This is a genomic window from Kitasatospora sp. NPDC053057, from assembly GCF_044546945.1.
In the GTDB taxonomy this organism is placed as follows: Bacteria; Actinomycetota; Actinomycetes; order Streptomycetales; family Streptomycetaceae; genus Kitasatospora.
Window position 1 is genome coordinate 24,991 of the sequence record NZ_JBITZP010000015.1, and the last position, 14,769, is coordinate 39,759.

A 14,769-nucleotide genomic window follows, 5' to 3' on the forward strand; every position below is an offset into this window, starting at 1 on the left:
CGTAACACGAGCGTAAAGAGCAGAGGTGAGACTGTCCCCATGGGCAAGCAGCAGCAGTTCGTGCTTCGGACGCTCGAAGAGCGTGACATCCGGTTCGTCCGGCTGTGGTTCACCGATGTGCTCGGGTTCCTGAAGTCGGTCGCGGTGGCGCCGGCCGAGTTGGAGCAGGCCTTCGAGGAGGGCATCGGGTTCGACGGCTCGGCGATCGAGGGCTTCGCCCGGGTGTACGAGTCCGACATGATCGCCAAGCCGGATCCGACCACCTTCCAGATCCTGCCGTGGCGCTCGGAGACCCCGGGCACCGCGCGGATGTTCTGCGACATCCTGATGCCGGACGGCTCGCCCTCCTACGCCGACCCCCGGTTCGTGCTCAAGCGCACCCTGGAGAAGGCCTCCGACCTGGGCTTCACCTTCTACACCCACCCCGAGATCGAGTTCTTCCTGCTGAAGAACCTGCCCGGCGACGGCACCGCGCCGATCCCGGCCGACCAGTCCGGCTACTTCGACCACACCCCGCGCGGGGTGGGCCACGACTTCCGCCGCCAGGCGATCACCATGCTGGAGTCGATGGGCATCTCGGTCGAGTTCTCGCACCACGAGGGCGCTCCCGGCCAGCAGGAGATCGACCTGCGCTACGCGGACGCGCTGTCCACCGCCGACAACATCATGACCTTCCGGCTGGTCATGAAGGAGGTCGCGCTGGAGCAGGGCGTGCACGCCAGCTTCATGCCCAAGCCGTTCTCCGAGCACCCCGGCAGCGGCATGCACACCCACGTCTCGCTGTTCGAGGGCGACCGCAACGCCTTCCACGAGTCCGGCGCCGAGTACCAGCTCTCCAAGGTCGGCAGGTCCTTCATCGCCGGCCTGCTGCGGCACGCCGCCGAGACGGCCGCCGTCACCAACCAGTGGGTGAACTCCTACAAGCGCATCTGGGGCGGTTCCCAGCGCACCGCCGGAGCCGGCGGCGAGGCCCCCTCGTACATCTGCTGGGGCCACAACAACCGCTCGGCGCTGATCCGGGTGCCGATGTACAAGCCGGGCAAGCAGGGCTCCACCCGGATCGAGGTCCGCTCCCTGGACACCGGCTGCAACCCCTACCTCGCCTACGCCGTCACCCTCGCGGCCGGCCTCAAGGGCATCGAGGAGGGCTACGAGCTCCCGCCCGGCGCCGACGACGACGTGTGGGCCCTGTCCGACTCCGAGCGCCGCGCCCTCGGCATCCAGCCGATGCCGCAGAACCTCGGCGAGGCCATCGACCTGATGCAGCGCAGCGAACTGGTCGCCGAGACCCTGGGCGAGCACGTCTTCGACTTCTTCCTGCGCAACAAGCGCCAGGAGTGGGAGGAGTACCGCTCCGAGGTCACCCCGTTCGAGCTGCGCAAGAACCTCCAGGTGCTGTAGGCACGGGTTCCACCGGAGGTCCGCCCGGCGACGGCCGTCGGGCGGGCCTCTTCGCGTTCCCGGCGGCGGTATCCGGCGTTACTGCGTTCGGGGGACGGGCGTCGCCCCGGAGTGTGTCCGCTTGCGGTCGGGTGCGACGGGGCGCTGGAGTGGCGGCCGGTTCGGTGGTGGCGAGGGGAGCCCGGGATGGCGCAGCGGCGGGTCGTGGTGGTGCGGGCGGCGGCCCGGTGCGTCGGGGACGTGCTGTTGACGTTCGGTCTGCTGGTGGTGCTCTTCGCGGTGTACGTGCTCTGGTGGAGCAACGTGGTGTCGGACCGGGCGGCGGACCGCGCCGCCGGGCGGCTGCGCGACAGCTGGTCGGCCGCCGCGCCGCCGGCGGCGGAGTCCCCGGCGCCGGTGGGCGGGCTGGGCCGGGGCGACCTCGGCTTCCTGCACGTGCCCGCCATGGGCCGGGACTACCAGGTGCTGATCAGACCCGGTACGGACGAGTCGACCCTGGCGGAGGGCGTGGCCGGCGCGTACACCGTGCCATACCGCTCGGTTCCGCCATGGGAGGGCGAGGGTAACTTCGCCCTCGCGGCGCACCGCGACGGCCACGGCGCGAAGTTCCACGACCTGGACCAGGTCGGCCCGGGCGACGCCGTGGTGGTCGAGACCAGGGACCGGTGGTACGTGTACCGGGTCGACGGCGTGCTGCCGGAGACCTCCCCGGACGACGTGGGCGTGATCGCGCCCGTCCCCACCGGTTCGCCGTACCGGTCGCCGGGGCGCTACATCACGCTGACGACGTGCACACCCGCGTACACCTCGCTGTACCGGCTGGTGGTCTGGGGGAGCCTGGTCCGGGAGGAGGCGATGGCGCCGGGGCGGGTGCCGCCGGTGGAGCTGCGCTGAGCGGCGCCCGCCCGGACCGCACGGTCAGTGCCCCTGCCCGGGGCGTTCGACGCTCAGCAGGTCGACCTCCATGGTGACCGGGTCGGTGCGGGACGGCGGGTCGTGGAACGTCCCGTCGCCTATCGAGAGGTTGAGAATCAGATAGGCGGAGAAGTCCGGCCCGACGCCCGTCCCGTCGGACCACACCGGGGTCAGCTGCTCCCGGGACGGTCCGACGTACCAGGTGTCGTCGTCGGCACCGAGCCTGACGGCCACGTACACCCACTGCTCGGGGCCGATGTCCGGGCCGGAGTAGAGGGTGCTGTTCTCGCGCACGTGGTTGACGAACTCGATCCGGTCCGGGTGGTCGGCGTACCACTCGAACAGGTCGAGCTCGTTGCCGCCGTCCCGCCAGGTCCACAGACAGGGCCAGGCGGCGGTGCCCGCGGCGGGCAGCCGGACGTGCACCACCACCAGGTCGCCGGTGCGGAGCTGGAATCCGCTACCGCCGGAATCGCAGGAGTCGCCGGTGGTCAGCAGCCCGGTGTCCCAGTTGCCGTCCGCGCGGTGGCGGGCGGTGATGGTCAGGTGCCCGTCGGCCGTGCTCAGCGCGTCGGTGGTCAGCCGGTCGAGTTTCCAACTGTTGGGATTCTCGGTGCAGCCGGCGTACGCGGCGGTCTGCCACCCCCACCGTCGGCCCGGTCCCAGGTCTAGCGTGGAGAACCGGTCCAGCAGGACGGTGGTGTCCTTCGAGCGCGGAGCCGCGGGTGCGGCCGCGGCGGGAACGGCGGCCGACGTCGCGGCGGTCGTCACCGCCATCGCCATCGCCAGCAGCAATCGAATAGCCATGCCGTTCACGATCCACGCCGAGTGGTTCGTCCGCGCCACGGGCGGAGCCGCCCGGATGAATTCCGGGCGGATACGTCGACTGGCGAGGTCCGGATTGGCGTGTTAAGGACACCGGTCGACCGGTTCGTGATAGAAGACATGCGGGTTATGGCGGTGGCCCGATGCCAGCGAATTCCTTCGAATTCCGCATGAATTCACCGAACGGCAATTTCGGACAGTCAGTGAGGAACAGTTATGTACGGACTCGCTCACACCGGCGTCGCTTCGCTGGCGCTACTCGCGACCGGCGGCGCCGCCGCCGCGATCGGCGCGGCCGTGAAGTGGTTCGCCCGGCGGTGACCGAATCACTGACCGTGCTGATCCCGGCACACAACGAGGCGGACTTCATCGCGGATGCGGTGAAGTCCGCCTTCGACCAGACGGCACGGCCGCGCACCGTGCTGGTCCTCGCGGACTCCTGTACCGACGACACGGCGGCGATCGCCCGGCGGTGCGGCGCCGAGGTGCTGGAGGTGGACCGCAGGAGCAAGCCGGAGTCGCTCAACGTCGCCCTCGCGGAGGTGACCACCGAGTTCGTCGCCCTGCTCGACGCGGACGGCTACTTCGCCTCCGGCCGGGAGCTGGAGATGTGCCTGGAGCGGATCCGCGCCAAGGACTATGGCGGCGTCTGCATGTCGGTCACGCCGCACAGCGTGAAAGGCGTGTTCCAGCGTTCGCGCGTGATCGAGTGGGCGGCGGCCCACCGGATGTCCCGGACGGTCGAGTCGTGGCACGGCTGGGTCGCCGTGCTCTCCGGCTGTGCGGGCGTGTACCGCACGGAGGCGGTCCGGGCGGTCGGCGGCTGGTCCACCGACAGCCTCTGCGAGGACGTCGAACTGGCGCTCAAGATGAACAGCGCCGGGCGGAAGGCGGGGTTCGTGCCCGGCGCGTACGTGTGCGTCCGGGATCCGGGCAGCTGGTCCGTCTACTGGGCGCAGACCCATCGGTGGGCGGCCGGCTGGGCGCAGGCGCTGTACAAGCACCGCAGTCTGTTCTTCCGTAGCTGGGGCTTTACCCGGGTATTCGGTGCGATGCTCGTGGACAGCGTCCTGATGGCTTCCGGATACGTCTCGCTGCTTTATCAGCTGGCCACCAGGTTCACCCATTTCGACGCATTTCGGTGGATGGGCCTGTGGTTCCTGATGATGGTGGTGCTGACTTTCGGGACGGCCACCCTGCAAATCGGGATCCGGCGGACGCTCACCTGCTATCCGGCGTATCTCGTCGTGGGCACCATGGGCACCGTCGTCTCCCTCTGGGTGATGTTCCGGGAATGGGTTCTGGGCCGACATCTGACGTCCTGGACGGGCCGCCACGGGCGCCGGGTCGAGATCACCCGGATGTCGGCACGGCGGCGGCTCGTCCTCGCCCTGACGGGTGCGGGCGCGGGCCTCGTCGGCGCGCTCTCCGGCAGTGTGCTCGACCGGGAAGCCCTGTTCCTGACGGGCGCCGCCGCGACCGTTTCGGTGCTCCTGTCGGCCCTGCTCTGGCACCTGGTGAACCGGATGCCGGAGCGGGCCTGACACCGGAACGACCGTCCGCGCCACGGGCCCCGTGGCGCGGGCGGACCAGCTCCTGGGAAGGTAGGACCAGGACCGCGTGACGGCGCGGGCCACTGGGCGTGCCGGGAGAGCGATGGCGGTGGAGGAACAGCGGGCCGGAAGCCGGGTCAGCCGGCCCGAGAACAGGCTGGTCCGGCGCGGGTTCACCGATCCCGCGAAGGCGGTGCGGCTGCTGGACGGCCCCGGCCTGGAGGGCCTGGCCGACGACCCGGTGCTGCTGGACGCACTCGGCGCCACCGCCGACCCCGACCTCGCGCTGCTGGGCCTGGCCCGGCTGCTGGAAGCCGCCGACGAGCCCGAGCGGCACACCCTGCGCGACACCCTCACCACCTCCAAGCCGCTGCGCGACCGGCTGCTCGGCGTGCTCGGCGTCTCCACCGCGCTCGGCGACCACCTGGCCCGGCACCCGCACGACTGGCACGCGCTGGTCACCTTCGAACTGCGCGACATGCACCCCGGTCCGGAGGACTTCCGCCGCGCCCTCGCCGAGGGCGTCAAGAACGGCGCCCTCAGCCCCGCGAACGCGCTGCGGGTCGCCTACCGCCGCTGCCTGCTGGCCATCGCCGCCCGCGACCTGACCGGCACCACCGACCTCGCCCAGACCGCCGCCGAACTCGCCGACCTGGCCGGCGCCACCCTGCAGACCGCCCTGGACCTCGCCGCCGAGCAGGACCCGGAGGCCGCCGCGGCCTGCCGGCTCGCGGTGATCGGCATGGGCAAGTGCGGCGGCCGCGAACTCAACTACGTCTCGGACGTGGACGTCATCTTCGTCGCCGAGCCGCGCGAGGGCGTGGACGAGCACGAGGCGGTCAAGGCCGCCACCCGGCTGGCCGCCGCGCTCACCCGGCTCTGCTCGGACACCACCGGCGAGGGCACCATCTGGCCGGTGGACGCCAACCTGCGCCCCGAGGGCCGCAACGGCCCGCTGGTGCGCACCCTGGCCAGCCACCTCGCCTACTACCAGCGCTGGGCCAAGACCTGGGAGTTCCAGGCGCTGCTCAAGGCCCGCCCGGTCGCCGGGGACGCCGAGCTCGGCGCCGCGTACGTCGAGGCGCTCGCCCCGATGGTCTGGCAGGCCGCCGCCCGGGAGAACTTCGTCACCGACGTGCAGCAGATGCGCCGCCGGGTGGTCGACTCCATCCCGGCCCCCGAACTGGACCGCCAGCTCAAGCTGGGCCCGGGCGGCCTGCGCGACGTGGAGTTCTCCGTCCAGCTGCTCCAGCTGGTGCACGGCCGCACCGACCCGGCGCTGCGCAGCGGCAACACCCTGGAGGCGCTGGCCGCGCTCTCCCGCGGCGGGTACGTCGGCCGGGCGGACGCCGCCTCGCTGGACGCCGCGTACCGCTTCCTGCGCTCGCTGGAGCACCGCATCCAGCTGCACCGGCTGCGCCGCACCCACCTGATGCCCACCGCCGAGGAGGACCAGCGCCGCCTCGCCCGCTCGCTCGCTCCGCTGATCAACGACGACACCCGCTCCGACCCGGTGGCCGCGCTGCAACGCGAGTGGAAGCGGCACGCGGTGGAGGTCCGGCGGCTGCACGAGAAGCTGTTCTACCGCCCGCTGCTCGACGCCGTCGCCGAACTGCCGCCCGGCGCCGCCGGGTTGACCCCGGACGCGGCCCGGGCCCGGCTGGAGGCGCTCGGCTACGCCGACCCGGCCGCCGCGCTGCGCCACATCAGCGCGCTCGCCTCCGGAGTGAGCCGCAAGGCCGCGATCCAGCGCACCCTGCTGCCGGTGCTGCTCGGCTGGTTCGCCGAGTCCGCCGACCCGGACGCCGGGCTGCTCAACTTCCGCCAGGTCTCCGACGCGCTCGGCCGCACCCCCTGGTACCTGCGGCTGCTGCGGGACGAGAGCGCCGCCGCCGAGCAGCTGGCCCGGGTGCTGTCGGCCGGCCGGCTCGCCCCCGACCTGCTGCTGCGCGCCCCCGAGGCGGTGGCCATGCTGGGCGACCCGCAGGGCCTGGTACCGCGCGGCCGGGCGGCGCTGCAGTCGGAGATACTGGCCGCCGTCGGCCGGGCCGGGTCCACCGCCGCCGCCGTGGCCGCCGCCCGCTCGGTGCGCCGCCGGGAGCTGTTCCGCACCGCCGCCGCGGACGTGCTCGGCCGGCTCGGCGAGGACCCGGCCGAGGCGCTGGACACCGCTGGGGAGGCGCTGACCGCGCTCAACGCCGCCACGCTCCACGGGGCGCTGCGCGCCTGCATCGCCGGCTGGGAGGCCGAGCACGGGGACCTGCCGACCCGGATCGCGGTGATCGCGATGGGCCGCTTCGGCGGGCACGAGCTGGGCTACGGCTCGGACGCCGACGTGCTCTTCGTCCACGAGCCGCTGCTCGGCTCGCTGGAGCAGGAGGCGGCCAGGGCGGCCCAGGCGGTCTGCAACGAGCTGCGCACCCTGCTGGCCGCGCCGTCCACCGAGCCGCCGCTGCTGGTCGACGCCGACCTACGGCCGGAGGGGCGCAGCGGCCCGCTGGTGCGCACCCTGGCCTCGTACGCCGCCTACTACCGGCGCTGGTCGCACGCCTGGGAGAGCCAGGCGCTGCTGCGGGCCGAGCCGGTCGCCGGGGACGAGGCGCTGGGCGCTCGGTTCCGGCAGCTGATCGACCCGCTGCGCTACCCGGGGGCCGGGGTGCCGGAGCGGGACCTGATGGAGATCCGCCGGATCAAGGCGCGGATCGAGGCCGAGCGGCTGCCGCGCGGCGCCGACCCGACCACCCACACCAAGATCGGCCGGGGCGGGCTGGCGGACGTGGAGTGGACGGTGCAGCTGCTCCAGCTCCAGCACGGGCACGAGTTGCCGGCCCTGCGCACCACCCGGACCAGGGCCGCGCTGGCGGCCGCCGCCGGGGCCGGACTGGTGGAGCCGGCCGACGCGGAGGTGCTGGAAGCGGCGTGGGTGCTGGCCTCCCGGGTGCGCTCGGCGGTGATGCTGGTGCGCGGGCGGCCGGGGGACAGCTTCCCGGGGGACGCCCGGGAGCTGAGCGGGGTGGCCCGCTACCTCGGGTACGGCGCCGGGCACAGCGGGGAGCTGGTGGACGACTACCGGCGCACCACCCGGCGGGCCCGGGCGGTGGTGGACCGGCTGTTCTACGGGGCCGGCTGAGTGCCCACCCATGTGGAAAGGGGCCCCTCGGGAGGGGCCCCTGCTCCTGCGTTCCCGTCGTACCGCGTCAGCGCCGGGCGCTGCTGACCGCCGGTTCGCTCCACTGCTCGGGGACGGTGACCGGCTGTTCGGCCGTCTCCCGGGTGGGCACCTGCGGCAGCTTGTAGACCCACTCGTGGTAGAGCCAGCGGGCGGTGAGGAAGCCCACCGCGAGGCAGATCTCGCCGCCGACGGCATCCATCCAGAAGTGGTTGGCGGTCGAGATGATGACCGTCAGGGTGGCCAGCGGGTACATCAGGCCGAGCACCCGGACCCAGGTCCGACGGGCCAGGTAGAAGATCGCCAGACCGCACCACATCGACCAGCCGATGTGCATCGAGGGCATCGCCGCGTACAGGTTGGAGACGTGCGCGGCGGGACCGGAGGCGAACGAGCCCCAGGTGTGATGGGTCTGGACGGTGTCGATGAAGCCGCCGCCGGTCATCAGCCGGGGCGGGGCCAGCGGGAAGAAGTAGAAGCCGACCAGGGCGATCCCGGTGGTGACGAACAGCACCGTGCGGGCCGCGACGTAGCGGCCGGGGTGGCTGCGGTAGAGCCAGACCAGTACGCCGATGGTGATGATGAAGTGCAGTGTCGCGTAGTAGTAGTTCATCCCGGTGATGAGCCACCCGACGCTGTCCATGGTGTGGTTGACCGAGCGCTCGACGGCGATGCCGAGGTGGTGCTCCAGCTCCCAGATCCAGCGCGCGTTCCGCTGCGCCACCGCCTCCTGCTCGGGGACGGCGTTGCGCACGATCGAGTAGAGCCAGTAGCTGATCCCGATCAGGGCCAGCTCGAACCAGATCCGCGGCCGGGCCGGTGAGCGGCGCTGGTCGCGGACGCGGTCGCGCAGGGCGGCGGTACGGGACTGGGCGACACGGGTGGCTCCTTCGGGCTGCCGGGCCGCGGTGGCCCGGGCTGCCTCGGAACCGCCGTCGTGGGCCGCGTCGGCGCGTCCGGCGTCGCCTCGCTGGATCTCGGTCGGTTCCCCCATGGACGAGAAGTCTGCCAGACCGCTCGTAGCCGTCTGCTCATCCTCCGGAAGTGGATTCTTCACCGGCTGTCCCCCTCCAGGGGTAGGGGGCGGGTCCCACCGGGGTAGGGGGTGCGGGCGGGTCTGGTGCTTACCGGTGGGGCGGACATACGTCCCATTGTCACGCCGTACGCCGTTGGGCCGTAACCGGGGTGGCCGGCAGGCCCGCTGGCCTGGATTTTTCCGGCACGAAACGGTTTCTGCATCTTGCTGAAACATATTGCAGGCCGCTAGCTTCCTGGGAAATCGATCGCCCCTTCCCCTAAGGGAGCCTCTCAGTGGCCGATACGCCGCTCCGTCCCCGACGGAGTCGTCCCCACCGCGCTGCATGGATCCCCCATGGTGGCCGCACGGCCGTGCTGCTGGCCGCCGTGCTGACCGCCGCCACCCTCGGCAGCGCCCCGGCGGCCCTCGCCGCCGCCCCGCCGGCCCCGCCCTCCGATGCCGCGCTGGCGGCCACCGCCGGGCGGCACGACCTCACCCGCGAGCAGTTCTACTTCGTCCTGCCCGACCGCTTCGCCAACGGCGACACCGCCAACGACACCGGTGGCATCACTGGCGGGCGGCTGGACAACGGCTTCGACCCGAGCGACAAGGGCTTCTACCACGGCGGCGACCTGGCCGGCCTGATCCAGAAGCTCGACTACATCCAGAACCTCGGCACCACCGCGATCTGGATGGCCCCGATCTTCAAGAACAAGCCCGTACAGGGCAGCGGCGCCGACGCCTCGGCCGGCTACCACGGGTACTGGATCACCGACTTCACCCAGGTCGACCCGCACTTCGGCACCAACGAGCAGCTCAAGGAGCTGATAGCCAAGGCGCACGCGCGCGGCATCAAGGTCTTCTTCGACGTCATCACCAACCACACCGCCGACGTCATCGACTACGCCGAGCAGCAGCACACCTACCGCTCGACCGGCGCGTACCCGACCCTCGACGCGGACGGCAACCCGGTCGACGAGACCGCGGTCGCCGACTCCGGAGCCCCCTGGCCGAAGATCACCAGGGACTCCTTCCCCTACACCCCGGTCTTCCGCGCCCCGGCCGACGCCAAGGCCAAGAACCCCTCCTGGCTCAACGACCCGGCGCTCTACCACAACCGCGGCGACTCCACCTTCGTCGGCGAGTCCGCCACCGAGGGCGACTTCAGCGGCCTGGACGACCTCGACACCCAGAACCCCCGGGTGGTCAAGGGCTTCGAACAGGTCTACCAGCAGTGGGTCAAGGACACCGGGGTGGACGGCTTCCGGATCGACACCGTCAAGCACGTCGACATGGCCTTCTGGCAGCAGTGGGCCCCCGCGCTCAAGGACTTCGCCGCCAAGCAGGGCAACAAGAAGTTCTTCATGTTCGGCGAGGTCTACTCCGGCGACCCGGCCGTCACCTCGCCCTACGTCACCAAGGGCAGGCTGCAGGCCACGCTGGACTTCCCGTTCCAGGGCGCGGCCCGCTCCTACGTCTCCCAGGGCGGCTCGGCGAAGAACCTCGCCGACGTCTACGGCCAGGACTACCGCTACACCAGCGCCGACACCGACGCCTACGAGCTGCCGACCTTCCTCGGCAACCACGACATGGGCCGCTTCGGATCCTTCCTGCTCGCCGACAACCCGGGCGCCGACGACGCGACCCTGCTGAAGAAGGACCGGCTCGGCACCGAGCTGCAGTTCCTCACCCGCGGCCAGCCCGTCGTCTACTACGGCGACGAGCAGGGCTTCACCGGCGCGGGCGGCGACAAGGACGCCCGGCAGGACATGTTCGCCTCCAGGACGGCCTCCTACAACAGCGACCGGGTGCTCGGCGGCCCCTCCGGACCGGCCGACCGGTACGGGCAGGGTGGCGAGCTCTACCAGGGCATCGAGGGCCTGGCCAAGCTGCGCCGCGACAACCCGGCGCTGGCCGACGGCGCGCAGATCGAGCGCTACGCCGCCGACGGCGCGGGCGTGTACGCCTTCTCCCGGATCGACGCCGGGCAGCAGGTCGAGTACCTGGTGGCGGTCAACAACGCCACCGAGGCGAAGACCGTCACGCTGGACACCTTCTCGGCGGGCATGGGCTTCGACCGGATCTACCCGTCGGCGGGGGAGCGGCTGACCAGCGGCGGCGACCGCAAGGTGACCGTCACCGTCCCGGCACTGTCCTCCGTGGTGTTCAAGGCCGGCGGCAAGCTCGCCCCCGTCGCGGCGGCGCCGCAGCTCTCGGTGCAGCCGCCCGCGGACGGATCCACCGGGCTCGTGACGGTCGGCGCCAAGGCGGACGGCGGCTTCAACCGGGTCAGCTTCGCCGCCCAGATCGGCAACGGGCCCTGGCAGACGCTGGGGACGGCCGACACGGGGAAGTCCGGCTCTGACGGCCGGAGACTCTTTGCGGTGACCCAGGACCTCGGCGCCGTCGCCCCCGGCACGGTGGTGCGCTACAAGGCCGTCCTGCAGGACTCCAGCGGCCACCTGCGCTCCGCCACCGCGAGCTTCACCACCGGCACCCCCGCGCCCAAGCCGGTGCCAACCGCCGGCGCCCGCCCGTACGCCGTCGTCCACTACAACCGGCCGGACGGCGACTACGACGGCTGGAACCTCTACGCCTGGGGCGACCTCGCCGACGGCGAGGGCACCCAGTGGCCCGCCGGGCACCCCTTCACCGGGCGGGACGCGTACGGCGCCTTCGCGTACGTGCGGCTCAAGCCCGGCGCCTCGGACGTCGGCTTCATCGTCGAGAAGAACGGCGTCAAGGACGTGGACGCCGACCGCCACATCGACGTCGGCACCACCGGCGAGGTCTGGCTGAAGCAGGGCGACCCGACCGTCCGCACCGCCGACCCCGGCCCGGCGAACACCCAGCCCGCCGGCACCGCCGTCATCCACTACAACCGGGCCGACGGCGACTACGACGGCTGGGGCCTGCACGACTGGACCGGCGCCGCCAACCCCACCGACTGGGGCAAGCCGCTGCTGCCGGTGCGCCGCGACGCCTTCGGCGCCGTCTTCGAGGTGCCGCTCGCCGCCGGGGCGACCAGCCTCAGCTACATCCTGCACAACGGCAACGACAAGGACCTGCCCGCCGACCAGTCGCTGGACTTCGCCGTCAACGGCAAGGAGGTGTGGATCCTCGGCGGGCGCGAGGGCTACCTGCTGCCGCAGGACCCCGCCGCCTCCTCGCAGTTGGACCTCTCCGGGGCCAAGGCCCAGTGGATCGACGCGAAGACCGTCGTCGTCCCGGCGAACTACGGTGCCACCGACCAGGCCCTGGCCGGCGGCACCAGCGCCCAGCTGGTCTACGACCCCGAGGGCGGCATCCGCGCCGACAAGGGCGTGCTGACCAAGCCCGGCAAGTGGATCCGGCTCACCCCCGTCGCGGGCGGACTCACCGACGCCCAGAAGGCCAAGTACCCGCACCTGGCGGGCTGCCGGGCCTTCACCGTGGACGCCCGGGACACCGCGCGCGTCCCGGCCGCGCTGCGCAGCCAGCTGCTGTTCACCGAACACCTGCCCAGCGGAGCGGCGTTGGCCGCCACCGGGGTGCAGACCCCGGGCGTGCTGGACGACCTGTACGCCGGCCGCACCGGCAAGGTGGACTTCGGCCCGGCCTACTACGACGGCAAGGTGGCCCTCTCGCTCTGGGCGCCGACCGCGCAGCAGGTGTCCGTCCAGATCTTCGACAGCGCCACCGGGGGCAACCCGAAGACGCTGCCGCTGAAGCTGGACGACGAGACCGGCGTGTGGGAACTCGTCCGGGACAAGGGGGAGTTGGACGGCAAGTACTACCTGTACCAGGTGAAGGTCTGGGCGTCCTCGGTGCAGCAGCTGGTGGTCAACACCGTCACCGACCCGTACTCGGTGGCGCTGTCCACCGACTCCAGGCGCAGCCTGGTCGCCGACCTGGACGCCAAGGAGCTCAAGCCCGCGGGCTGGGACGACCAGCCCCGCCCGGCGGCCGTCCCGCCCGCGAAGGAGCAGATCCAGGAACTGCACGTCCGGGACTTCTCGGTGGAGGACACCACCGTCCCGGTCGCCGAGCGCGGCACCTACCTGGCGTTCACCGAGTCGAACTCGGCCGGGATGCGGCACCTGCGGGACCTCGCCAAGGCCGGGGTCACCACCGTCCACCTGCTGCCGACCTTCGACATCGCCACCATCCACGAGAACCGGGCGGACCAGAAGCTGCCGCCCTGTGACCTCAAGTCCCTTCCCCCGGACGGCCCGAAGCAGCAGGAGTGCGTGGCGGCCGTCGCCGCCGACGACGCCTACAACTGGGGCTACGACCCGCTGCACTACAACGTGCCGGAGGGCTCCTACTCGACCGACCCGAACGGCACCGCCCGTACCGTGCAGTTCCGGCGGATGGTCCAGGCGATGCACGCGGCCGGGCTGCGGGTGGTGCTGGACGTGGTCTACAACCACACCGCCGCCAGCGGCCAGGCCGAGCACTCGGTGCTGGACCAGGTGGTGCCCGGCTACTACCAGCGGCTGGACGCCAACGGCAAGGTGACGACCGACAGTTGCTGCGCCGACACCGCGCCCGAGCACGCCATGATGAACCGGCTGGTGGTCGACTCGGTGACGCTGTGGGCCCGGGAGTACCAGGTCGACGGCTTCCGCTTCGACCTGATGGGCCTGGACCCGAAGTCCACCATGCTGGACGTGCAGGCCGCGCTGCGGAAGATGACACCGGACTCCGACGGCGTCGACGGCAAGAACGTCTTCCTGTACGGCGAGGGCTGGAACTTCGGCACCGTCGCGAACAACGCCCGGTTCGAGCAGGCCACCCAGGCCAACATGGCCGGCACCGGCATCGCCACCTTCGACGACCGGCTCCGCGACGCCGCCCGCGGCGGCAACTTCATGCTGAGCTCCGCGCCCCAGCAGGGCTTCGCCTCGGGGCTGTACACCGACCCCAACGGCTCGGCGGCGAACGGCAGTCCGCAGGAGCAGAAGGCCCGGCTGCTGCACCAGATGGACCAGCTGAAGGTCGGGCTGACCGGGAACCTGGCCGGGTACTCCTTCACCGACAGCTCGGGGAAGGCCGTCACCGGCGCCCAGGTCGACTACAACGGCTCCCCGACCGGGTACGCGGCCAAGCCGGGCGAGGCGGTGGAGTACGTGGACGCCCACGACAACACCGACCTGTTCGACGCTCTGGCGTACAAGCTGCCGACCGGCACCGCGCCCGCCGACCGGGCCCGGATGCAGGCGCTCGGGCTGTCGCTGACCGCGCTCACCCAGGGCGCGGGCTTCGCCCAGGCCGGCAGCGACCTGCTGCGCTCCAAGTCGCTCGACTCCAACTCCTACGACTCGGGGGACTGGTTCAACGCGATCCACTGGCCCGATCCATTGACGGGGGCCGCCGCGGGCAACGGCTGGGGCCGCGGCCTGCCGATGGCCAAGGACAACCAGGAGCTCTGGCCGACGGCCAAGTCCCTGCTGGCCGACCCGAGGCTGACCGTGGGCGCGGCCGACATCCGGGCGACGACGGCGCAGTTCCAGGACTTCCTGCGGATCAAGCAGTCCTCGCCGCTGTTCTCGCTGCCCACCCTGGCCGACGTCCAGCAGCGGCTGTCGTACCCGCTCTCCGGCACGCCCGGTGAGACGCCCGGGGTGATCACCCTGCACCTGGACGGCACCGGGCTGGCCGGGGCGGAGAAGGGCATCACCGTGGTCTTCAACGCCACGCCCACCGCGCAGGCGCAGACCCTGGCCGCCCTGAAGGGGACGGGCCAGGCGCTGCACCCGGTCCAGGCGGGCGGGGTGGACCAGGTGGTGAAGCAGTCCGGCTTCGACGCCGCGACCGGCACCTTCACCGTGCCGGGTCGTACCGTGGCGGTGTTCGTGCAGAGCTGATTCCGCCGACGTTCGACTCCCGGGCCCCGTACCGCCGTT

Annotated in this window: 7 protein-coding genes; 5 read left to right on the plus strand and 2 right to left on the minus strand. The window is 71.9% G+C overall.

The features are described 5' to 3' along the window. The first annotated feature begins 39 nt into the window (after positions 1–39). Positions 40–1,401 (plus strand): type I glutamate--ammonia ligase, encoded by a 1,362-nt coding sequence (gene glnA / locus ACIG5E_RS17685; RefSeq protein WP_380419757.1) that lies wholly within the window; start codon positions 40–42, stop codon positions 1,399–1,401. A 186-nt stretch (positions 1,402–1,587) separates the two neighbouring features. After that, positions 1,588–2,295: a class E sortase gene (locus ACIG5E_RS17690; RefSeq protein ID WP_396534340.1), complete on the plus strand. Its 708-nt coding sequence runs from the start codon at positions 1,588–1,590 to the stop codon at positions 2,293–2,295. A gap of 24 nt (positions 2,296–2,319) precedes the next feature. Here ACIG5E_RS17690 and ACIG5E_RS17695 read toward each other — a convergent pair whose 3' ends face one another. After that, positions 2,320–3,123, minus strand: a complete 804-nt coding sequence (locus ACIG5E_RS17695; RefSeq protein WP_396534341.1) for a beta-glucanase — start codon at positions 3,121–3,123, stop codon at positions 2,320–2,322. Between the two features lie 335 nt (positions 3,124–3,458). Here ACIG5E_RS17695 and ACIG5E_RS17700 point away from each other — a divergent pair, with 335 nt between their 5' ends. Both ACIG5E_RS17700 and ACIG5E_RS17705 read left to right on the plus strand, forming a co-directional pair. Continuing rightward, entirely contained in the window at positions 3,459–4,685 is a 1,227-nt protein-coding gene (locus ACIG5E_RS17700) for a glycosyltransferase (RefSeq protein WP_396534342.1), read from the plus strand. 112 nt (positions 4,686–4,797) lie between these two features. Beyond that, positions 4,798–7,824, plus strand: a complete 3,027-nt coding sequence (locus tag ACIG5E_RS17705; RefSeq protein ID WP_396534343.1) for a bifunctional [glutamine synthetase] adenylyltransferase/[glutamine synthetase]-adenylyl-L-tyrosine phosphorylase — start codon at positions 4,798–4,800, stop codon at positions 7,822–7,824. Positions 7,825–7,891: 67 nt separating this feature from the next. Here the strand turns inward: ACIG5E_RS17705 and ACIG5E_RS17710 are convergent, their stop codons facing one another. Continuing rightward, positions 7,892–8,857, minus strand: a complete 966-nt coding sequence (locus ACIG5E_RS17710; protein ID WP_396534344.1) for a phosphatase PAP2 family protein — start codon at positions 8,855–8,857, stop codon at positions 7,892–7,894. Between the two features lie 395 nt (positions 8,858–9,252). Here ACIG5E_RS17710 and pulA point away from each other — a divergent pair, with 395 nt between their 5' ends. Continuing rightward, positions 9,253–14,730, plus strand: coding sequence for a pullulanase-type alpha-1,6-glucosidase (gene pulA, locus ACIG5E_RS17715; protein ID WP_396534345.1), 5,478 nt, complete (start codon positions 9,253–9,255; stop codon positions 14,728–14,730). Positions 14,731–14,769 lie beyond the last annotated feature (39 nt).

Bases quoted from the DNA above. Each gene is read 5' to 3' on its own strand.
- glnA (WP_380419757.1), top strand. From the start codon at position 40: ATGGGCAAGCAGCAGCAGTTCGTGCTTCGGACGCTCGAAGAGCGTGAC.
- ACIG5E_RS17710 (WP_396534344.1), bottom strand. From the start codon at position 8,857: ATGGGGGAACCGACCGAGATCCAGCGAGGCGACGCCGGACGCGCCGAC.
- ACIG5E_RS17690 (WP_396534340.1), top strand. From the start codon at position 1,588: ATGGCGCAGCGGCGGGTCGTGGTGGTGCGGGCGGCGGCCCGGTGCGTC.
- ACIG5E_RS17695 (WP_396534341.1), bottom strand. From the start codon at position 3,123: ATGGCTATTCGATTGCTGCTGGCGATGGCGATGGCGGTGACGACCGCC.
- ACIG5E_RS17705 (WP_396534343.1), top strand. From the start codon at position 4,798: ATGGCGGTGGAGGAACAGCGGGCCGGAAGCCGGGTCAGCCGGCCCGAG.